This window comes from Cellulomonas sp. P24 (assembly GCF_024704385.1).
GTDB lineage: Bacteria > Actinomycetota > Actinomycetes > Actinomycetales > Cellulomonadaceae > JAJDFX01.
Map to the genome: position 1 here is coordinate 1,159,440 of NZ_JAJDFX010000002.1, position 20,010 is coordinate 1,179,449.

The following is a 20,010-nucleotide window of genomic DNA, read 5'->3' on the forward strand; positions in this document are numbered from 1 at the left end:
CCCGGACGGTGGTCGATCAAGGCGTCGGGACGACCGACCGTACCGCGACCGATCTCTCGAGCTCGCTGGCCTGGTCGAGGATCGCAGCCACCAGCTCACGGTGCGCGGCCAGTGCCGGGTCCAGCGCGTCGAGCACGCGGGGGACGGCCTGCGTGAGCCGGCCGGTCGCGAGCGGCACGAAGGTCGTGGCGCGCGCATCGGTCACCTGGGCCCCGAGCCCGCGCAGGTGGCAGACCCATGCCGCGACGGGCCGCGTCGCACCGGGCGGCACCCGACCGGCCTCGAGCTCGCGGCGCAGCGTCGGCAGCGTCCGGATCGGCAGCTTCTGCGAGCCGTCGAACGCGATCTGGTCCAGCCGGTGCCGCATGCGCGGGTTCGCGAACCGCTCGGTCAGCGCCGCCCGGTAGGCCGCGATCTCACGTGCGGGGAGCGTCACGTGCGCCGCGGCCGCGTCCCACCACTCGTCGAGCCAGGCGCGGCAGGTCTCGTCGCGCATCGCCTCCGCGACGGTCGTGTGGCCGCGTAGCGATCCCGCGTACGCGAGCAGCGAGTGCGCGCCGTTGAGCAGCCAGAGCTTGCGGTCCTCGAACGGTGCGACGTCGTCCGTGAAGGTGGCGCCGGCGTCCTCCCACCGTGGTCGCCCGGCCGCGAACCGACCGCTGATCACCCACTCGCTGAAAGGCTCGGTGACGACGGGGGCGCCGTCGCGCACACCTGTCTGCGCCGCGACGGTCGCCAGATCCTCGGCCGTCGGCTCGGGAGTGATGCGATCGACCATCGTCGTGGCGTACGTGATCGTGTCGTCGATCCAGGCCGCCAGCCCCGGGTCGACCAGCTCGGCGAGCTCATGGAGCAGGCGGGCGACGGCCGGGCCGTTCGCCGGGAGGTTGTCGCACGGCACCACCGTGAGCGGACCGGCATCGGCCCGGCGGCGAGCAGCGAGACCCGCGACGAGCTTGGCGGGGGCGGTGCGGACGAACGCGGTCGGGTCGGCACGCAACGCCTCGACGTCGGCGACCACCTCCGGGCGTGCGGCGTCGAGCCCTCCCGAGGCGGTCCGCACGTAGCCGGCCTCGGTGACGGTGGTGGTGATCACCTGCACGTCGGCCGAGGCGAGGTGGTGGAGCCACGCGTCGTGGTCCCCGGCGGCGTGGGCTCGCGCGATGCTGGGCACGACCTCGAACCGGTCGCCGTCGCTCGCTCGTGTCACGAGCGTGTAGAGCCCGTCCTGCGCCGCGAGCACGCGTGCGAGGTCCGGCGAGCGCCCGGTGAAGGCCGCAATCCCCCATTCCGTACCATCCACGGCATGCGCGGTGTACCACGCCTGATGAGCCCGGAAGAAGTTGCCGAGGCCGAGGTGGACGTGGCGGACCGGAGGGGTGGTGCCGACCCGCACGAGAGCGGTCACAGCTGGAACACCTCCGTCGTGCGACCGGCGACGAGGTCGACGGCGGTCTCCAGGGCCTCCTCCTCGTCGAGGCGATGCTCCGCGACCAGCTGGGCGAGGAACCCGCTGTCGAGCCGGCGGGACATGTCGTGGCGCGCGGGGATCGAGCAGAACGCGCGGGTGTCGTCCACGAACCCGGCCGTCCGCGAGAAGCCGACGGTCTCGGTGACGGCGGACCGCCACCGCCGGATCGACTCGGGTGCGTCGAGGAACCACCACGGGACACCGAGGTACACCGCCGGGTAGAAGCCCGCGAGCGGTGCGAGCTCGCGCGAGAAGGCGCTCTCGTCCAGCGTGAACAGGACCAGCCGGAGGTTCGGGTGGGTGCCGTATCGATCCAGCAGCGGCCGCAGCGGTTCCGTGAAGCTGTCCCGCAGCGGGATGTCGTGGCCGGTGTCCGGGCCGAACCGCTCGGCCGACGGACGGTGGTGCCCGCGCAGGACGCCCGTGTGGAGCGTCATCGTCAACCCGTCCTCGGTGGACATCCGCGCCATCTCGAGCAGCATGTGCCGACGGAGCGCCACGGCCTCGATCGGGGTGACGCCGCTGGTCAGAGCCTGGCGATAGAGCCGTCCGGCCTCCGCCGGCGCGAGCGGCTGGGTGCCGGCGTCCTGGTGGCCGTGGTCCGCCGAGCGAGCACCGTGCTCGATGAAGTACCGGCGCCGGTTCTCCATCGCTGCGACCCAGCCCGCGTACGTCCCGGTGTCCGTGTCGGCCACCTCACCGAGCCGCGTGACCGCGTCGGCCCAGCCCGGCTCGACGACCTCGAGGTACCGGTCCGGCCGGAAGGTCGGGATCACGCGCCCGCTCCACGTCGGGTCGGCAGCCAGCGCCGCATGCGCGGACAGGTCGTCACAGGGGTCGTCGGTCGTGGCGAGCACGGAGATCCGGAACCGGTCGAACAACGCCCGCGGACGGTACGCGTCCTGCGCCAACCGCTCCGCGATGTGGTCGTACAGCAGGTCGGCGGTGGCCGCCGACGGGCGTACCGCGACGTCGAAGATCTCGACGAGCTCGGACTCGAGCCAGTACCGCACCGGCGTGCCCCGGTAGATCTCCCAGTGCGCGCACAGCAGGCGCCACGCCTCACGCGCCGACTCGTCCGACAGCGGTCCTTGCCCGACGCCCAGGGACTCGAGCGGGACGCCCGACGCGTGCAGCAGGCGCGTGACGTAGTGGTCAGGGGTCACGAACAGGTGCGCCGGGTCCCGGAACGGGACGTCGTCGAGCAGCATCCGGGGATCGACGTGCCCGTGCGGCGAGATGATCGGCAGGTCGCGCACGGCGTCGTACAGACGGCGTGCAACCTTCCGTACACCCGTGTCGATCGGGAGCAGTCGGTCGGGGTGGAGGGTCAGCGGCGCTGGTTGGCTCGACATGGTTCCTGTCTTCTGGCGAGATCGGTCAGGGGCTCGGGGCCGCGTGCGGCCGGTCGTGCGGTCAGGTGACGGTGCCGAGCTGCCAGGGCACGAACTCCTCCTGACCGATGTCGAGGCCCTCGCTCACGGTCTGCTCGCCGGAGGCCACGGCGATGATCCGCTCGAAGATCTCGTCGCCGACCTCGTCGAGGCTCGCGGTGCCGTCGACGACCCGGCCGCAGTCGAGGTCCATGTCCTCGGACATCCGCTCGAACATCTCGGTGTTCGTGGCGAGCTTGATCGACGGGGTCGGGCGGCACCCGAACACCGAGCCCCGGCCCGTCGTGAAGCACACGACCGTCGCTCCCCCGGCGACGATGCCCGTCACCGAGACCGGGTCGTAGCCCGGGGTGTCCATGAAGACCAGCCCGCGCTCGGTGACCGGCTCGGCGTACTCGACGACGGCCGAGAGGTCCGCCTGACCGGCCTTCGCCACCGCACCGAGGGACTTCTCGAGGATCGTGGTCAGCCCACCCGCCTTGTTGCCCGGCGACGGGTTGTTGTCGAGAGTCCCGCCACCGGCCGCGGCGTACTCCTGCCACCAGTCGAGCCGGTCGAGCAGACGCCGGCCGACGGCCTCCGAGGCTGCGCGTCGCGTGAGCAGGTGCTCGGCGCCGAAGACCTCGGGGGTCTCGGCCAGCACCGACGTCCCGCCGGCCGCGACGAGCAGGTCCGACGCGCGACCGAGTGCCGGGTTCGCGGTGATCCCCGAGTAGCCGTCCGAACCTCCGCAGTTCAGTCCGAGCACGATCTCGCTGATCGGCGCGGGTTCGCGACGCCGCGCGTCGAGCACCGGGAGCATCTCCGTGATCAGGTCGACGCCGGCCCGCACCGTCGCCCGCACGCCGCCGTTGTCCTGGATGGTGAGGGTCTGCACCAGGGTGTCCGCCGGCAGGTCCAGCCCGTCGACGAGCGACTGCACCGGCACCATCTCGCACCCGAGGCCGAGGACCAGCAGGCCACCGACGTTGGGATGTTGCGCATACCCACGCAGAGTCCTGACCAGCGTGTTCGCACCGTCACTCCCGGGCACGAGCCCGCAGCCGCTCTGGTGCGTGAGGGCGATCACCCCGTCCACGTGGGGATAGGCGTCGAGGGCCGCACCGCGGAACTGGTCGGCGATCATCTTGGCGGTCGAGGCCGAGCAGTTCACCGAGGTGAGCACCGCGACGAAGTTGCGCGTGCCCACGCGGCCGTTCGCGCGGTGGTAGCCCTGGAACGTCCGCACCGGACCCGTCGGGACCGGGAGCACCGTGCGCGCCGTCCCGAACTCGTGCACCCGGGCGGTCCCGTCCATGCCCAGGTTGTGCGAGTGGACGTGGTCTCCGGCCGAGATGTCCGCGGTGGCGCGGCCGATCGACTGCCCGTACTTGTGGACCGTCTGCCCGGCCGGGACGTCGTGCAGCGCGAGCTTGTGGCCACGCGGCACATCGCCGCGCAGCACCAGCACCGCAGTGGGTGTGCGCAGGGTCGTGCCGGCGTCCAGGTCCCTCGTCGCGATCGCGACGTCGTCGTCGGGGCGCAGGACGAGGGCGACGTCGGAGACGTCCACGACCCCCACGGCGTCGTCGGGCAGGTCCGCGGCGTCGTGCACGGGGCGGGTCTCGCTGGTCATCCGGGCCGCCTCACCAGTCGTGGATCGTGCCGTCGCGCAGCCGGTTCACCGGCAGGTACGCGGGGGTGTAGGGGAACGCTCCGGCGGCCTCGAGGTCGAGCTCGACGCCGAGGCCAGGTGCCTCCCCCGGATCGAGCAGCCCGTCGATGAAGCTGTAGCCGGTACGGAAGACCTCGAGCGTCTCCGCGTTGTGCGGCATGTACTCCTGGATCCCGAAGTTGTGGATCGCGACGTCCAGGTGCAGTGCGGCTGCCATCCCCACCGGCGAGACGTCGGTCGGTCCGTGGAAGCCCGACCGGATCTGGTAGATCGCGGCGAAGTCCATGAGCTTGCGCACCGCCGTGATCCCACCGGCGTGCGTCACGGAGGAGCGCACGTAGTCGATCAGCTGCTCGGTGATGAGCGTCTGGTAGTCCTGCACGGAGTTGAAGACCTCGCCGATCGCCAGCGGAGTCGTGGTCTGCGACCGCACGCGCCGCAGCGCCTCCTGGTTCTCGGCAGGCGTGCAGTCCTCGAGCCAGAAGAGCTCGTACGGTTCGAGCGAACGTCCGAGCCGCGCAGCCTCGTTCGGGGTGAGGCGGTGGTGGGCGTCGTGCAGCAATGGCAGCTCGGGACCGAACTCCGCTCGCACCGCCTCGAAGACACCCGGCACGTGCCGCAGGTACGCCGCCGTGTCCCAGGTCTCCACGGCCGGGACCGCAGCCCGCCCGGCAGGTTCGTAGTCGTACTTCTGCCCACGTGCCTGGTCGTGGCCGACGCCGTAGACCTTGCCCAGACCCGGGACCCCGGTCTGGACCCGGATGGCCCGGAAGCCCTCGTCGAGGTGGTTGTAGATCGAGGTCACGAGCGCCTCGACGGTCGTCCCCGAGGCGTGCCCGTACGCGAGCGCCCCACGCCGGCTGCGCCCGCCGAGCAGCTGATAGACCGGCAGCCCGGCGACCTTGCCCTTGATGTCCCACAGCGCCATGTCGACCGCGGCGATCGCGGCCATCGTGACTGGGCCGCGACGCCAGTAGGCGCCGCGGTGGAGGTACTGCCAGGTGTCCTCGATCGCGTGCGGGTCACGCCCGATCAGCAACGGCGCGACGTGGTCGCGGAGGTACGAGGCCGCGGCGAGCTCACGACCGTTGAGCGTGGCGTCCCCGAGACCGACGACGCCGTCGCTCGTCGTCAGTCTGAGCGTGACGAAGTTGCGGCCCGGACTGGTGACCACGACCTCGGCGGAGTCGATGGTCGTCATGCGACCACCCGGGTGAACGCCGCCCTCGGGCAGGCGTGCCGATCGACAGACATCGCGTCTCCTCGTTGAAACAGCCGGAGTCCCTGAAACAGCATGAACGTCTCTGAAACAGCAGTCAGAGGCTATCACCGCTCATGTCGACTCGATCAAAGTGGCCTTTGACCTGCATATTCGATGGCTCTTCCACGATCAGGGACGCCTCTGCGGAGTAGGTTCTGGTGAGTGCTTGACGATTTGCTGCATCCGTTTGCATACTGAGCCGGTGCCACGCCGACGTGGCCAGTGACCGCACCGACGGGGGTGAGCGCGTGGTGGTGAGTGCGCGTGATGTTGCTCGGGTGGCGGGGGTGTCGGTCTCGACGGTGTCGCGGGCGTTGTCGCGTCCGGGTGAGGTGGCGCCGGGGACGTTGGCGAAGGTGCTCGATACGGCGCGGGGGATGGGGTATCGGCCGAACCTGGTGGCGCGGGGGTTGACCACGGGGCGTACGGGGTTGATCGGGTTGGTGGTGCCGGACATCGAGAACCCGTTCTTCGCGTCGGTGACCAAGGGGGTCCAGGACCGGGCGCGGGCGGCGGGGTTGGCGGTGGTGATCGCGGACTGTGACGAGGATCCGTCGCGGGAGGCGGATCTGGTGCGGGACATGGCCCGTCAGGTCGATGGGATCGTGGTGTGCTCCCCGCGGTCCCCGGACGAGGTGATCGAGGACCTGGCGCGGGAGTCGACGATCGTGCTGGTCAACCGCCGGTGCGGGCAGATCCCGGCGGTGCTGATCGACAACCTGGCCGGGGTGGGGTTGGCGTTGGAGCACCTGCGGGCGTTGGGGCATCGGCGGATCGCCTATGCGGGGGGCCCGGCCACGTCGTGGTCCACGCGGGCCCGGTGGGCTGCGGCGCAGGCGTTCGCGACCGCGCACCCGGACACCGACCTGGTGGACCTGGGGTCCTTCGCGCCGTACGTGTCGGGGGGTGTGGCGGCCGGGGACCTGCTGATCGCCTCGGGGGCCAGTGCGGTCCTGGCCTACAACGACCTGGTCGCGTTCGGGCTGCTGGACCGGTTGGCCCACCGCGGGGTCAACGTCCCCGGCGACATCTCGGTCGTCGGGGTCGACAACATCCCCATGTCCGCCCTGGTCTCCCCCGCCCTGACCAGCGTCGGCATCCCCCTGGTCAACTGCGGACGCGCCGGCGTCGACCTCCTCGTCGCCCGCCTACGCGACCCCCAGACCCCCCCGACCCACCACCACGACCTGTCCTTCCAGCTCGTCGTACGCGACTCCACCGCCCCCCACCACACCACCCTGCGCCACACCGCCTGACCCACCCCACCACCCGGCCACCACACCGACGGACCGAACGCACCACCAGCACCACCACCGGCCGACGACCCGGGCAACGATGCCCGGGCGTACTCAGAGAGAAGGCTGTCCATGAGAAGCGTTAAGCCGCTCCACCTCGTCGCAGGCGTCGCCGTACTCAGCCTCGCCCTCGCGGCGTGCAGCGCACCGAACTCCGGAGCTGCCGCCAACACCCCGGCCGCGGCGGCGTCCGCCGGTGCCGTCCCGGACAAGCCGTCCGCCCCGGTCTCGCTGCACATCCTCGACGTCGCCGGGAACCAGAAGCTGACCGGGCCGATGGTGGACGCGTTCGTGAAGGCCCACCCGGACATCATCTCGTCGGTGAGCTGGGAGAGCGCCGGGGCGCCCGACCTCGTCGGGACGATCAAGCCGCAGGTCGACAGCGGCAACCTGTCGGTGGACCTCGTGATGACCGGGACCGACGGGCTGTCCGCCGGCATCGAGCAGAACCTGTGGGTGCCGATCGTCAAGGACTACGGCTCGCGGATCTCCAACATGGCGAACTACCTCGACCCGGCAGCGAAGATGGAGGCCCTGGCCGACGGCTACGGCGTCGTCACCACCTACTACCCGTCCGGGCCGCTGCTGCAGTACGACCCGAAGGTCGTCACGAACGTCCCCAAGACCCCGGAGGAGCTGCTCGCCTGGGCCAAGGCCCACCCCGGCAAGTTCGGCTACGCCCGTCCCGCGAACTCGGGCTCCGGCCGGACCTTCCTCATGGGCCTGCCGTACATGCTCGGTGACAAGGACCCGTCCGACCCCGTGAACGGCTGGGCCAAGACCTGGGCCTACCTCAAGGACCTCGGCCAGTACATCAACAACTACCCGACCGGCACCGGCGCCCTGATCTCGCAGATGGCCGACGGCACCGTCGCCATGGTGCCGACGACAACCGGGTGGGACATCAACCCGCGCGCGCTCGGCCAGGAGCCCGCATCGATCGAGGCCGCGGCCTTCAGCAGCTTCACCTGGGTGACGGACGCGCACTACGCCGTCGTCCCGAAGGGGCAGTCGGCGGACAAGATGGCCGCGATCCTCGACCTCCTGCAGTACATGCTCACGCCCGACGTCAACGCGATGGCCTACGACAGCGGCTACTTCTACCCGGGCCCGGCGGTCAAGGGCGCCACGCTCGACAAGGCCCCCGCGGCGAGCCAGGAGGTCATCAAGAAGTACGGGCGTGACTGGTACGACGCCCTGATCGCGAAGGAGCCGAAGGCCGTCCCGCTGACCCCCGCGAACATGGTCAAGGCCTTCGACATGTGGGACCGCGAGGTCGGGACCGGAAAGTACACGGCGAAGTAACCATGACCATCGCTGCCAGCACGTTCGAGTCACTGGAGCTCGTCGGCCTCGGCCGGAGCTTCGGCGGGGTCGACGCCTTGGTGGACCTCAACCTGACGGTCCGGGCGGGCGAGTTCATCGCCCTGCTCGGGCCGTCGGGCTGCGGCAAGTCCACCGCGTTGAACTGCCTCGCCGGGCTGCTCCCCCTCACCCACGGCCAGATCCTCATCGACGGCAAGCGGATCGACACCGTCGCGGCGGAGAACCGCGGGTTCGGCATGGTGTTCCAGAACTATGCGCTCTTCCCGCACCTGACGGTCGAGAAGAACATCGCGTTCGGGCTCCAGATGCGCAAGGTCCCGAAGGACGAGCTCAAGCGGCGCGTCGCCGAGGCGATCGCGCTCGTCAAGCTCGAGCAGCACGCCAAGAAGCTCCCCGGCCAGCTCTCGGGCGGCCAGCAGCAGCGCGTCGCGATCGCGCGTGCCGTCGTCCTCGAGCCACGGCTCGTGCTGATGGACGAGCCGCTGTCGAACCTCGACGCCAAGCTGCGGCTCGAGATGCGCACGGAGATCCGGCGCCTGCACCAGTCGCTCGGGCTGACGACCATCTACGTCACCCACGACCAGGAGGAGGCGCTGTCCATGGCGGACCGCCTCGTCGTCCTGCGCGAGGGGCGCGTCCAGCAGGTCGGCACCCCCGAGCAGCTCCACAACAGCCCGGAGAACTGGCACGTCGCGGACTTCATGGGCTACCGCAACCTGATCGACCTGGACGTCACCGCGGTCGACGGCAACGCCGTGACCGTCGCGGACCAGGGCTTCACGCTGCGCGGGACCGCCGTCCACACCCCCCACGTCGGGGACAAGGTGCGGGCCGCGATCCGCCCGGAGGACCTCGTGGTCGTCTCCCCCACCGTCCCCGTGATCGGCGGCAACACGACGACCGCCACGGTCTCGGTGGTCGAGTACCACGGCCGGGAGTTCGCCGTCGGTGTCACGACACCCGGTGGCCGCGGGCTGCACGTGCGGTCGGACCACGCCCCGGTCGTCGGCTCGGTCGTCGAGCTCACGGCCGACCCGGCCCGCGTCCTCGTGTTCCCCGCAGACCTCGTCGACCCGGAGACGCTCTCGGTCGAGGAACGCGAGCTGGCCGAGGTCCGGAGGTGACGGCGCCGGCGGTCGCCCGGCGCAAGCCGACGAGGTCGACCGCGAGTCTGCGGCACCGCCTCGCCGAGCGGGGCATCGACCTCTCCCTGCTCATGCTCGTGCCCGCCCTGGTCTTCGCGCTCGTGCTGTTCGTCTACCCGTTCTCCTACGGGATCGGTCTGACGTTCCAGCCCACCGCGGCGATCCAGAAGCAGTGGGGCGGGGGCGTGCTCTCCAACTACCTGGCCTTCTTCAAGGACCCGTTCGTGCTGAACTCGGTCTGGCTGACGATGAAGCTCGCGATGCCCGCGGCGCTGTTCAACGTCCTGGCGTCGATCCCGATGGCGTTCAAGCTGCGCCGCCGGTTCCGCGGGAAGAAGTTCCTCACGACGCTCCTCGTGCTGCCGATCGCCCTCGGCACCGTGCTGACGGCCCAGGGGCTGCTGATCTTCGCCGGCCGGCAGGGCTGGCTCAACCGGTTCCTCATCCAGATCGGCGTGATCGACCAGCCGCTCGCCCTGGTGAACAACTACCTCGGCGTGTTCTTCTCGCTGGTCATCTCCGGGTTCCCGTTCGCGTTCCTGCTCATCTCGTCGTACCTGTCGGGCATCGACCCGTCGATCGAGGCCGCGGCGAAGACCATGGGAGCCGGCTGGGCGCAGCGCTTCCGACGGGTGATCCTCCCGCTGCTGGCCCCTGGGCTCGCGACGACGTTCATCCTCACGTTCGTGCTCGCGTTCAGCGTCTTCCCGTCGGCCCGGCTCGTCGGTGACGCGATGGGCTCGACCCGCGTGATGGCCCTCATGGCGTATCGCGCGTTCGGGGAGCAGACGGACTACGGGATGGCCTCGACGATCGCGATCATGATGGGGCTCGTCGAGCTGGTCGTCATCGCCGTCGTCCTGATGTGGCGCTCGTTCCTCTACAAGGGATCGACAGGAGGGAAAGGCTGATGACCGCCCAGACCGCTCCACCGCGGACGGACGTCCCCGCGCCGACCGGCCGGGCCGCGACGAAGGCTGCCAACCGGGTCCCCGGTGAACGCTCGCTCGCCGCAGCACCCTCGACCTGGTTCGTGTGGGCCGGGACGGCCGCGTTCTTCGTCTTCCTGATCGGGATCCTCATCAGCGTGATCGTGGACTCGCTCGGCACGTCCTGGTTCACCAACTGGCTCCCGGAGGGCTTCACCACCACGTGGTACGCGAGCGCGTGGGACACCTTCGGCATGGCGCACATCATCGGGGTCACCCTCGTCGTCGCCCTGGCCGTGATCGTCGTCTCCGTCGTGGTCGGGGTGCCCGCCGCATACATGCTCGCGAGGCGCGACTTCCCGTTCAAGAAGGTCGTGACGTTGCTGTTCCTGCTGCCCGTGCTGATGCCGCCGATCACCTACGGCATCCCGCTGGCCACCGTGATGTACAACCTCGGGCTCGGACGCACGCTCACTGCGGTGATCCTCGTGAACCTGGTCCCGTCGATCCCGTTCGTCATCATGACCATGACGCCGTTCATCGAGCAGATCAACCCGGCGATCGAGAACGCGGCCCGGATGTCCGGGGCGAACATGCGGAAGGTGTTCACCAAGATCCTCTTCCCGCTGCTGGTGCCCGGTGTTCTCGCGGCGTCGATCCTCGTCCTGGTCCGCACGGTCGGGATGTTCGACCTCACGTTCCTGGTGTCCGGCCCCGACTCGGACACGCTCGTCGTGGCGATCTACCGGGCGATGACCGCGGCGGGAGGCGGGCAGATCCGTCAGCTCGTGTCCTCGATGGCCGTCGTCTACACGGTGACGATGATGGTCATCCTCATCGTGGCGCTCCGGTACGTGAGCCCGACCCAGCTCGTCGCGCGGGTCAAGGAGTCCCGGGAGGACTGACTGGTCTGAGTGGACTGACGGGTCCGAGCGGACCACGTGGTCTGACAGGAGCAAGACACGCCGGCCGGCAGGGGGCTGCTGGCGTCGTCGGCCCGCAGGCAGACTGGGGGCTGCATGCAGGCCAGGGGTCTGCCGTCACGGACAGACCACCACCCGGCTGGGGCGGGGCGAGCATCTCGCCCCGCCCCGGTCGCGACCACCCGGGAGACACCTGTGGGAGCCGTCGTCACCGCCCTCGGCACGATGGCGGCCGTGATCGGTGTCGGGTGGCTGCTGGGGCGCCGCGGCACCCTCGGCAGCGGTGCGCGGACCGTCCTCGCGCGCACGTGCTTCAGCGTCGCAACCCCGAGCCTGCTGCTCGTGACCGTCGCGCACGCCGACCTGCACGCGCTGCTCTCCCGGTCTGCGCTGGTCACCGCACTCAGCACGGCGACGGTGGCCGTCGTCGCGATCGTCGTGCTCGCCGTCGTGTGGCGCCGCCCTGCCCCTGACGTCGTCATCGGCACGCTCGCGTCCTCCTACGTCAACGCCGGGAACCTCGGGCTCCCGCTCGCCGTGTACCTCCTCGGTGACGCCGTCGCGGTGGTGCCGTCGCTGCTGTTCCAGCTCCTGGTCATCGCCCCGGTCGCGTTCACCGTCCTCGACGGGCACGCCGGGGCCGCGGCGCCGGGGAACCCGGGGGCGCGGGGGCTCCGGGGGTGGTGCGCCGCACCTCCGGCAACCCGATCATCGTCGGGTCCGTCACGGGGTTGGTGCTCGCCGTCCTCCCGTGGAAGCTGCCGGCGGTCGTGTTCGGTCCGTTCGCCATGATCGGCGAGGCGGCGGCGCCACTCGCGCTGGTGCTGTTCGGCATGTCGATCGCGGTGCCGCGCGCCGACGGCGAGCGCACCAGCCCCCGGGAGCTCGTCCTCGTCGCCGTGCTGCGCAGCGTCGTGAGCCCCGTCCTGGCGCTGGCCCTCGGGCGCGCGCTCGGCCTCGAACCCCAGGCTCTCCTCGCCGTGGTCGCGATGGCGGCGCTCCCGACCGCCCAGAACGTCCTCGTCTACGCCACGCAGTACGGTCGCGGGCAGCCGTTGGCGCGTGACGCGGGGATGCTCACGACGGCACTCGCCGTCCCGGTGATGCTCGTCATCGCCGCAGCGCTCGGGTGAGACCGGCTGCCGGGTGAGGACGACGTCGCGTCACCGACCTGGAGTCGACGTCCCCGGGTCGGTGCGGGCTCCGCCGGCCGCTTCGATCTCGTCGTGCACGCCGTCGAGCACCGCACCGTCCAGCTCCGCACCGTCCAGCTCCTCGCCGTCGCGCACCTCGCCGTCCAGCTCCTCGCCGACCACGGCCTCCGCCGCGGCGACCGCGTGCGCGATCCCCCGGGGGCGGCCGGAGCGCACCCACGCGATGTACAGGCCACCGGCGACGAGGATCGTGGCGGCCAGCGAGCCGATCGCCGCCGGGCGGGTCATGTTGACCACGAGGGTGAAGGCGACGACGACCGCGGCGGCGACGTTGAGCACCAGCCACCCGCGCCGCCCCTCGCGCCGGGCGAAGGTCGCCATCGCGACGAGCCCGACCAGGAAGCTCACGAAGACCGACACCGCGTAGAAGAGCACGAGCTCCTGGTCGCGCGCGCCGGCCGCGGTGACGACCGCGGCCGCGAGGACGAGGAACACCCCGACACCGACGATCGGCACGTGGTGGCGGTTGGCGCGACCCAACGGCGACGGCAGGACGCCGACCGTGCCGCCGTCCGCGAGACGGCGACGGGCGAGCGCCTTGAGCAGGCCTGGGCCGGCCTGGAAGGACGAGCTCGCAGCAGAGAGCAGCAGCAGGGCGGTCGTCGCCTGGAACGCGGTGAAGAGGCCGTCCGAACCGCTGCGGCGGGCGATCTCGGAGATCTGCGTCGACTCCGCCGGAGGGAGCCCGACGCCCAGCCGCACCGCGGTGGCGGTCAGTGCCAGCGTCAGCACGCCGACGATGCCGAGAGTCAGCCACAGGGCCCACCGCCCGAACCGCCGGCGCTCGTCGGCGTCCAGCTGCGCGAGCTGCGCGATCGCCGAGGACGGTGCCTCGACGCCCGTCGAGAGGGCCATCGCCACCGGGAACGCGAGGACGACGGCGAGCGGTGGCGAGTGCGGGGCGACGACGACGGGCTGTGCCTCGGGGTGGGCTCCTGCGGTCAGGACGAGCACCCCGATCGCCACGACGATGAACCCGATCGTGAGTGCCGCGAACACCGCGCGCCCCAGGTGCCCGAACCACATCAGCCCCGCGACGGCGACCACGAGGATCAGCGCGAGCGGGAGCCGCATCGGGGCGAGGGACGGCGCGTACGAGATCACGGCCGACGCCCCGGCCGAGACCGAGATCGAGATCGTCAGGACGAAGTCGACGATCAGCGCGCCCATCGGGAGGAAGGCGAACGCCTCGCCGAAGGCCGAGCCGGCCGCCGCCGCAGAGCCGCCGCCGCCCGGGAACCGTGCCACGAGCTGGTGGTAGCTCGCGACGACGAGCGCGACGACCCCGACCACGAGGGCCATCGTCGGGAGCAGCAGGGCGAGGTCGCCGTGCAGCGCGCGCAGCGCGGCCTCGATGGCGTACGCCACCGAGGAGACCGGGTCGGCCATGACGGAGAACGCGAAGGCCAGCAGCAGCGCGGTGCGCCGGTGGATCCAGCGAGGTCGGGCGGCCGATCCGGTGGCAGGCGCAGCAGATCGGGGCGACAACTTGCTCATGACGACGGCTCCTTCGGGGCCCGGCGGTGGGTGCACGACAGCAACTCCGACCAGGCTTCCCGGAACACCGCAGGCCAGCCTACGACCTCGGCCCGTACGCGCCCCATGACTTTGTGCGCGGGTTCACGGACCGGCGCGCACCGGCCCGTCACTCCGACGGGCTCTCGGCCACCCGCTGGAACAGGACGTGGTCCTGCCACTCGCCGGCGATGCGCAGGTAGGCCGGCGCGACACCGAACGGCACGAAGCCGTTGCGGCGGAGCACCCCCTGCGACCGGACGTTGTGCAGCAACGTGCCGGCCTGGATGCGGTGCAGCCCGAGCTCGTCGAACGCCAGGTGCACCATGCGACCGACCGCCGCGGTCGCACGACCGCGGCCGTTCGCGTCCGCGCTCACGAAGTAGCCGAGGTTCCCCGACTGGAACGGACCGCGCACGATGCCGCTGAGCGTGATGCGTCCGACCAGCCGACCGTCCTCGTCGAGGATGACGTGCGGCAGGCACGTCCCGCGGTCGTGCTCCAGCAGGAGGGCCCGGATCCCGTCCCGCTGGCGCTCGGTCGTGAACCAGTCGTCGTCGCGGGCAGGTTCCCACGGGGCCAGGAACTCGCGGTTGGCCCGCACCATCGCGGCGATCTCGTCGGCGTCACCGAGGGTGACCAGGCGGGTGGTTCTCACCCGGTCATGCTGCCACAGGCGCACGGACCGGCCCGAGGTCGCAGACCGACGAACTTCGCTCAGCCGCGATCACCTGTCAAGATGGGTGCGTCCGCGCTGAGCGGACCGTCTCGCACCGTTGTCCCACCGGGGACCCGACGTCCGGGCCCGGGTCCATCTGCAGGAGGCTCCCCTGTCCCGCGCACCCCGTCTCGTCGCGTTCGACCTCGACGACACCCTCGCCCCGTCGAAGTCGCCGCTCGACCCGCGCATGGCGGATCTCCTCGTCCGGCTGCTCGACACCGTGGAGGTCTGCGTGATCTCCGGCGGGCAGTTCGGCCAGTTCCAGATGCAGGTCGTCGAGCGCCTGACCGAGGCGACGCCCGCTCAGCTCGCACGGCTGCACCTCATGCCGACGTGCGGCACGCAGTACTTCCGTCACTCCGGCGAGGCCTGGGACCAGCTCTACGCCCAGAACCTCACCGATGACGAGAAGGCGCGTGCGCTCGACGCCGTCACGACGTCGGCGAAGGCCCTCGGCCTGTGGGAGAGCGAGACCTGGGGCCCGATCCTCGAGGACCGCGGCAGCCAGATCACCTTCTCCGCCCTGGGGCAGTCCGCCCCGGTGTCCGCGAAGACCGCCTGGGACCCGACCGGCGAGAAGAAGACCGCGCTGCGCGAGGCCGTCGCCGCGCTGCTGCCGGATCTTGAGGTGCGTTCCGGCGGCTCCACGTCGGTCGACATCACTCGCAAGGGCATCGACAAGGCCTACGGGATGTCGCGCCTCGCCGAGATGACCGGGATCGACCTGCAGGAGATGCTGTTCGTCGGCGACCGGCTGGACGAGGTCGGCAACGACTACCCGGTCAAGGCCCTCGGCGTCCCGTGCCACGCGGTGACCGACTGGGAGGACACCGCGCGCTACCTGGAGACGTTGATCCCGGAGCTCGCCGCCGCCGCCCGCGTCTGACGGCGGTACGACGGCGGCGCTCCGGCGACATTCCGGCGATGCTCCGGCCCGGTCAGATCGCCGACCACCCGCCGTCGCACGGCATGACGACACCGTTGACGTTGCTCGCGTCGTCACTCAGCAGCCACGTGATCGCGGCGGCGAGCTGGTCGGCGTTCGCCACCGGGGGGATGGTCGCGAAGTACGGGCCGAGCGCCTCGGCCGCGTAGGCGGACCTGAACGGCGCCTCGATGTTGGTCGCGACCGCGCCGGGGGCGACCGCGTTGGCGCGGATCCCCTTGCCCTTGTAGAACACGGCGATGCTCTTGGTGAGCCCGTTCACCGCGTGCTTCGACGCGGTGTACGCGACACCGGCGGCGGACGCGCGCAGGCCTGCCTCCGAGGACACGTTGACGATCGCGCCGCCGCCCGCCTCGATCATCAACGGGATGACGGCGCGCGAGGTCCGCATGACCGCCGTGAGGTTCACCCCGAGCACGCGGTCCCACGTGGCGTCGTCGACCTCGGCCGGCGGAAGGAACGCGTCCATGATCCCGGCGACGTTCGCGAGCGCGTCCACCCGACCACCGGCGGCGGCGACGAGCTCCTGCACCGCGGACTCGGTCGAGATGTCGCCGGTCACCGTGACCAGGTCCAGGTCGGGGTTCTCGGAGACGAGCTCGGCCAGGCGGTCGGCGGAGATGTCGCTCGCCACGACCTTCGCGCCCTCGCGGGCGAGGCGGAGGGCCGTCGCGCGGCCGATCCCCGACCCGGCTCCCGTCACGATCGCGGTCCGACCGGCGAACCGGCCCTCGATGACATCCGTGGCACCAGACATGGCGTGTCCTCTCTGACACAGTGGTTCGTCGAGCCCCGAGTTACGGGACTCAGTCCACAAACTAGGCTGGTCAATCGTGAAAAACAACGACACGCCGAGGGTCGGGCGCCCACCGACGACGTCGTCGACCCAGATCGCGACGGTCGCCCTCGAGCTGTTCCTCGAGCGCGGCTACGACGCGACGAGCCTCACCGACATCGCCCGACGGGCCGGCATCGCCCGGTCGACGCTGTTCCGTCACGTCGACAGCAAGGGCGCCATCGTCTGGCACGGACAGGAGGCGGCCGAGGCGGCCTTCCGCGAGAGCCTCGCCACCGCCGCCGTCGGGCCGCGATGGAGGTCGGCCGTCACGCGGTCCCTGATCGACTCGCTGCGCTTCCCGGGCGACGACCTCCACGCCCTGCGGCTGCGCATGGCCCTGATCGACGCCACCCCGTCCCTGCGTGCGCACCTGCACGTGACGTCCCGCCCGAGCGTGTCGTTGCTCGCGGACTTCATCGCCCGGTGCACCGGGGCACCGCCCGAGGCCCTCGAGCCGGAGATCCTCGCGAGCACTGCATGGTGGGTCGCGATCGAGGCGCTGTTCTGGTGGGCCCGGGAAGGCACCGGTTCCCCCGACGCAGCCGTCCGACGCGCACTCGGGCTCGTCGGCTTCCCCGACGACGCGCTTCCCTGACGACGGGCCTCCCGCACGGCGTGGGCTTCCGTCAGAACCGGGCCCGACCGCCGAGGTCACGGCCTCCGTCGCGCCGGCTCGCCGCCGTCCTCGCCGTCGTCCGCGATGAGGGTCAGGAGCTGCGCGAGAGCCGCCGCGCCAAGTGCGCGCGGCTCGGTGGACGGCGCTCCACGCCCGACGTCCGCCGGTCGCCCCAGGGCATCCCGCGGTTGCGGCAGGGCGACCGCGACCACCGGCAGGTAGCCGGGGATCGCCTCCTGGCCCGACGCGAGGAGGATCGCGCCGTCGATCAGGGTCTCGCCCAGCATCGTCAGCGCCCGGTGCTCCCAGCCCGACGCACCCGGTCCGCGGCCCCCGGAGAACGCCAGGAGGCCGTACCCGGAACCCTCCGCAGCCGACGACACGCCCTTGAGCACCTCGCCGGCCCACGCGTCCAGCTCGGCGAACAGCACCCCCACCACACGGGTCTGTCCGCCACGCAGCCGGCGCGCTGCCAGGCTCGGCTCGTACCCCATGCCCTCGATGGCCCGCCGCACCCGCAGCGCCGTCGACTCGGCGACCCCGTGCCGGGCGTTGATCACCTTGGACACCGTCGCCGTCGAGACGCCCGCACGCGCCGCCACGTCCGAGATCGTCGGGGCGCGGCGGTGGGCCGGAGCGACGGTCATGTCACGACGACCTCGGCGACGGTCGTGGTGGCGCCTGCGGAGCCGATCGTGAGCTGGCCGGTGCGGTCCCCCGCCGTGACGCGGTACTCCCCGAGGAACCCCTCGATGCCGAGGCGACCGTCGGCGTCGGTCCGCACCGTGGTCGGTGCGAGCCACCACTGGTCCTTGATCAGACCCTGCAGCACCCTGTAGGCGGGCTTCGGGGTCCCGTCGGCACGCACCAGTCCACCCGGCGCACCGAGCCAGGCGCCGTCGTCGGTCAGGCCCCAGTAGGTGATCGCCTGCACCGCCGGGTGCGCGACGAGGGTCGTGTAGTGCCGGGCCACCTCGTCGGCCTGACGCTCCTCCCCCTCCGGCGTCGAGGGCCAGTCGGGGATCTGGTAGTCGTTGAGGTCGACGATCTCGCGTGGCATGAGGTGGCCGGACAGCAGGGTGGTCTCGGTCATGTGCAGCGGCAGGCCGAACCGGGAGAACCGTTCGAGGATCGCGAGCGTCTTCTCCTCGCCCCAGTAGCCCTGGTGCATGTGGCTCTGCAGGCCGAGGGCGTCGATCCGGATACCGGCGTCCAGGCAGTCCTCGATCAGGTGCTCGTAGTCGGGCGACATGTCGAAGTCGTTGAGGAGCAGCGTCGCGTCGGGGTTGGCCGCGCGCGCGGTGTCGACGGCCAGCCGGACCGTCTCGACCCGTCCGAGCTTCTGGCACAGCCGGGTCAGACCGTTCTCCTCCTTGTCGAACACCGGCATGATGACGACCTCGTTGATCGCATCCCACACGTCGACCACACCGCGGAAGTCGGTGACGTCACGCACGATCCGGGCGCGCACGGCGGCCTCGACCTCGTCGACGGAAAGATCGCGCAACCAGTGCGGCGCCAGCGTGTGCCACGCCAACGGGTGCCCCTTGACGACGCAGCCGTGGTCGACGAACCACTGTGCCGTGCGCAGCAGCCGTGCCGTGTCCGGGTGCCCACGCTCCGGCTCGAACGCGCCCCAGTAGAACGGCAGCGTCGCGGTGTTGAACAGCTCGAACCACAGCTCGGCCAGGTGTGCACCCTCCGACGGCGCGGCGCCACCGAACGGGCTGTCCGACCGCGCGTCGGTCTCGCCGTTGGCGAACCCGATGAAGTCGAACCCGATGTTCGCGAACGCGAACGCGTGCCGTGTCTGCTCGACCACGACCTCGGTGTCCGCGACCGGGTCCCCGGCCGCGGTGCGCACCACCACGGTCGACCGGCCGACCCGATGGTTCATGACCTCCGGGGTGCTGCGCGATGCCACCTGCATGTGACGGCTCCTCTCGTGCTCTGCCCCGCTCGTGGGGTCCCTGTGGGCCCTGCGCCCCGTTCGGTTGCTGAACCGGCCGGTTCAGACCTGACTCATGCCGCCGTCGACCACCAGCTCGGCACCGGCGACGAAGCTGCTCTCGGACGACGCGAGGAACAGCGCGGCCGCGGCGATCTCGTCCGGGCGACCCACGCGGCCGACCGGCACGGCGTCCTCGATACGTCGCAGCACCGTTCCATCCTCGCCGTCCGCACCGACGAACGCCGAGAAACCGACGGACATCGTCGGCCCCGGGCTGAGGGCGTTGACGCGGATCCTCCGGTCGCGGAGCTCGGAGGTCAGTGTCCGGGCCAGCGACCGCACGGCGGCCTTGCTCGCGTTGTACACCCCGTGCCCGGGATCCCCGTTGCTGCCGGAGATCGAGGAGATCAGCACCACGGTCGCACCGTCCCGGAGCAGCGGCAGCGCCCGCTGGACGGTGAAGAACGTCCCCCGCACGTTGAGGTCGGCCACCCGGTCGAACAGGGCGCCGGTCATCTCGCCGAGCGGCGCCTCGCTCCCGCCACCGGCGTTCGCGACCAGCACGTCCAGCCGACGACCGGTCGCGCCGATCGTCTGCATCACCCGGTCGAGGTCGTCGAGCGACGCGGCGTCGCCGGCCACCCCGGTCGCATGCGGCCCGAGCTCCGCCAGCGCGGCGTCGAGGGTCGCCCGCGTGCGGCCGGTCACGACGACGTCCGCACCTTCCGCGACGAAGCGCCGGGCGATCGCCAAGCCGATCCCCGCCGTCCCGCCGGTCACGAGGGCCAGCATCCCGTCCAGTCGTCCCATC

Annotated in this window: 19 protein-coding genes; 9 read left to right on the top strand and 10 right to left on the bottom strand. The window is 71.3% G+C overall.

What is annotated here, in order from left to right:
* Window positions 1-16: 16 nt before the first annotated feature.
* The 4 genes from LJB74_RS05415 to manD form a co-directional block, all read right to left on the bottom strand.
* On the bottom strand, window positions 17-1,408 hold the full coding sequence (locus tag LJB74_RS05415) for a mannitol dehydrogenase family protein (protein ID WP_259307566.1): 1,392 nt from the start codon (window positions 1,406-1,408) through the stop codon (window positions 17-19).
* On the bottom strand, window positions 1,405-2,826 hold the full coding sequence (uxaC, locus tag LJB74_RS05420; protein WP_259307567.1) for a glucuronate isomerase: 1,422 nt from the start codon (window positions 2,824-2,826) through the stop codon (window positions 1,405-1,407). Before uxaC ends, LJB74_RS05415 begins: the two co-directional genes overlap by 4 nt.
* Window positions 2,827-2,887: 61 nt before the next feature.
* Complete coding sequence (locus LJB74_RS05425; protein WP_259307568.1) at window positions 2,888-4,480, bottom strand: UxaA family hydrolase; 1,593 nt, start codon at window positions 4,478-4,480, stop codon at window positions 2,888-2,890.
* 10 nt (window positions 4,481-4,490) lie between these two features.
* Complete coding sequence (manD, locus tag LJB74_RS05430) at window positions 4,491-5,720, bottom strand: D-mannonate dehydratase ManD (RefSeq protein ID WP_259307569.1); 1,230 nt, start codon at window positions 5,718-5,720, stop codon at window positions 4,491-4,493.
* Window positions 5,721-6,034: 314 nt separating this feature from the next.
* Between manD and LJB74_RS05435 the strand changes: the two genes are divergently transcribed.
* The 7 genes from LJB74_RS05435 to LJB74_RS05465 all read left to right on the top strand — a co-directional run bounded on the left by LJB74_RS05435 (window position 6,035) and on the right by LJB74_RS05465 (window position 12,531).
* Window positions 6,035-7,036 (top strand): LacI family DNA-binding transcriptional regulator, encoded by a 1,002-nt coding sequence (locus LJB74_RS05435; protein ID WP_396125153.1) that lies wholly within the window; start codon window positions 6,035-6,037, stop codon window positions 7,034-7,036.
* 111 nt (window positions 7,037-7,147) lie between these two features.
* Window positions 7,148-8,380 carry an ABC transporter substrate-binding protein gene (locus tag LJB74_RS05440; RefSeq protein ID WP_259307571.1) on the top strand — a complete coding sequence of 411 codons (1,233 nt, stop codon included), beginning with the start codon at window positions 7,148-7,150 and terminating at the stop codon, window positions 8,378-8,380.
* A 2-nt stretch (window positions 8,381-8,382) separates the two neighbouring features.
* On the top strand, window positions 8,383-9,525 hold the full coding sequence (locus LJB74_RS05445; protein WP_259307572.1) for an ABC transporter ATP-binding protein: 1,143 nt from the start codon (window positions 8,383-8,385) through the stop codon (window positions 9,523-9,525).
* Window positions 9,522-10,457: an ABC transporter permease gene (locus tag LJB74_RS05450; protein WP_259307573.1), complete on the top strand. Its 936-nt coding sequence runs from the start codon at window positions 9,522-9,524 to the stop codon at window positions 10,455-10,457. The genes LJB74_RS05445 and LJB74_RS05450 overlap by 4 nt, the downstream gene beginning before the upstream one ends.
* Complete coding sequence (locus tag LJB74_RS05455; RefSeq protein WP_259307574.1) at window positions 10,457-11,380, top strand: ABC transporter permease; 924 nt, start codon at window positions 10,457-10,459, stop codon at window positions 11,378-11,380. The genes LJB74_RS05450 and LJB74_RS05455 overlap by 1 nt, the downstream gene beginning before the upstream one ends.
* A 213-nt stretch (window positions 11,381-11,593) precedes the next feature.
* Window positions 11,594-12,190: an AEC family transporter gene (locus LJB74_RS05460; protein ID WP_259307575.1), complete on the top strand. Its 597-nt coding sequence runs from the start codon at window positions 11,594-11,596 to the stop codon at window positions 12,188-12,190.
* On the top strand, window positions 12,133-12,531 hold the full coding sequence (locus LJB74_RS05465) for an AEC family transporter (protein WP_259307576.1): 399 nt from the start codon (window positions 12,133-12,135) through the stop codon (window positions 12,529-12,531). The genes LJB74_RS05460 and LJB74_RS05465 overlap by 58 nt, the downstream gene beginning before the upstream one ends.
* A gap of 30 nt (window positions 12,532-12,561) precedes the next feature.
* Here LJB74_RS05465 and LJB74_RS05470 read toward each other — a convergent pair whose 3' ends face one another.
* Together LJB74_RS05470 and LJB74_RS05475 are read right to left on the bottom strand one after the other, a co-directional pair.
* Window positions 12,562-14,109 (bottom strand): hypothetical protein, encoded by a 1,548-nt coding sequence (locus LJB74_RS05470; protein ID WP_259307577.1) that lies wholly within the window; start codon window positions 14,107-14,109, stop codon window positions 12,562-12,564.
* A 148-nt stretch (window positions 14,110-14,257) separates the two neighbouring features.
* Window positions 14,258-14,785, bottom strand: coding sequence for a GNAT family N-acetyltransferase (locus LJB74_RS05475; protein WP_259307578.1), 528 nt, complete (start codon window positions 14,783-14,785; stop codon window positions 14,258-14,260).
* Window positions 14,786-14,957: 172 nt separating this feature from the next.
* On the opposite strand from LJB74_RS05475, the gene LJB74_RS05480 reads away from it, so the two are divergent.
* Window positions 14,958-15,734: an HAD-IIB family hydrolase gene (locus tag LJB74_RS05480; RefSeq protein ID WP_259310290.1), complete on the top strand. Its 777-nt coding sequence runs from the start codon at window positions 14,958-14,960 to the stop codon at window positions 15,732-15,734.
* A gap of 52 nt (window positions 15,735-15,786) precedes the next feature.
* Here LJB74_RS05480 and LJB74_RS05485 read toward each other — a convergent pair whose 3' ends face one another.
* Window positions 15,787-16,551: an SDR family NAD(P)-dependent oxidoreductase gene (locus tag LJB74_RS05485; protein WP_259307579.1), complete on the bottom strand. Its 765-nt coding sequence runs from the start codon at window positions 16,549-16,551 to the stop codon at window positions 15,787-15,789.
* 76 nt (window positions 16,552-16,627) lie between these two features.
* Between LJB74_RS05485 and LJB74_RS05490 the strand changes: the two genes are divergently transcribed.
* The gene (locus LJB74_RS05490; RefSeq protein WP_259307580.1) at window positions 16,628-17,227 is read left to right on the top strand and encodes a TetR/AcrR family transcriptional regulator; all 600 of its coding nucleotides are present in this window, start codon (window positions 16,628-16,630) and stop codon (window positions 17,225-17,227) included.
* Window positions 17,228-17,283: 56 nt separating this feature from the next.
* Here LJB74_RS05490 and LJB74_RS05495 read toward each other — a convergent pair whose 3' ends face one another.
* The 3 genes from LJB74_RS05495 to LJB74_RS05505 form a co-directional block, all read right to left on the bottom strand.
* On the bottom strand, window positions 17,284-17,895 hold the full coding sequence (locus LJB74_RS05495) for a LacI family DNA-binding transcriptional regulator (protein WP_259307581.1): 612 nt from the start codon (window positions 17,893-17,895) through the stop codon (window positions 17,284-17,286).
* Entirely contained in the window at window positions 17,892-19,178 is a 1,287-nt protein-coding gene (locus LJB74_RS05500; RefSeq protein WP_259307582.1) for an endo-1,4-beta-xylanase, read from the bottom strand. Before LJB74_RS05500 ends, LJB74_RS05495 begins: the two co-directional genes overlap by 4 nt.
* An 81-nt stretch (window positions 19,179-19,259) precedes the next feature.
* Complete coding sequence (locus tag LJB74_RS05505; protein ID WP_259307583.1) at window positions 19,260-20,009, bottom strand: SDR family oxidoreductase; 750 nt, start codon at window positions 20,007-20,009, stop codon at window positions 19,260-19,262.
* Window position 20,010 lies beyond the last annotated feature (1 nt).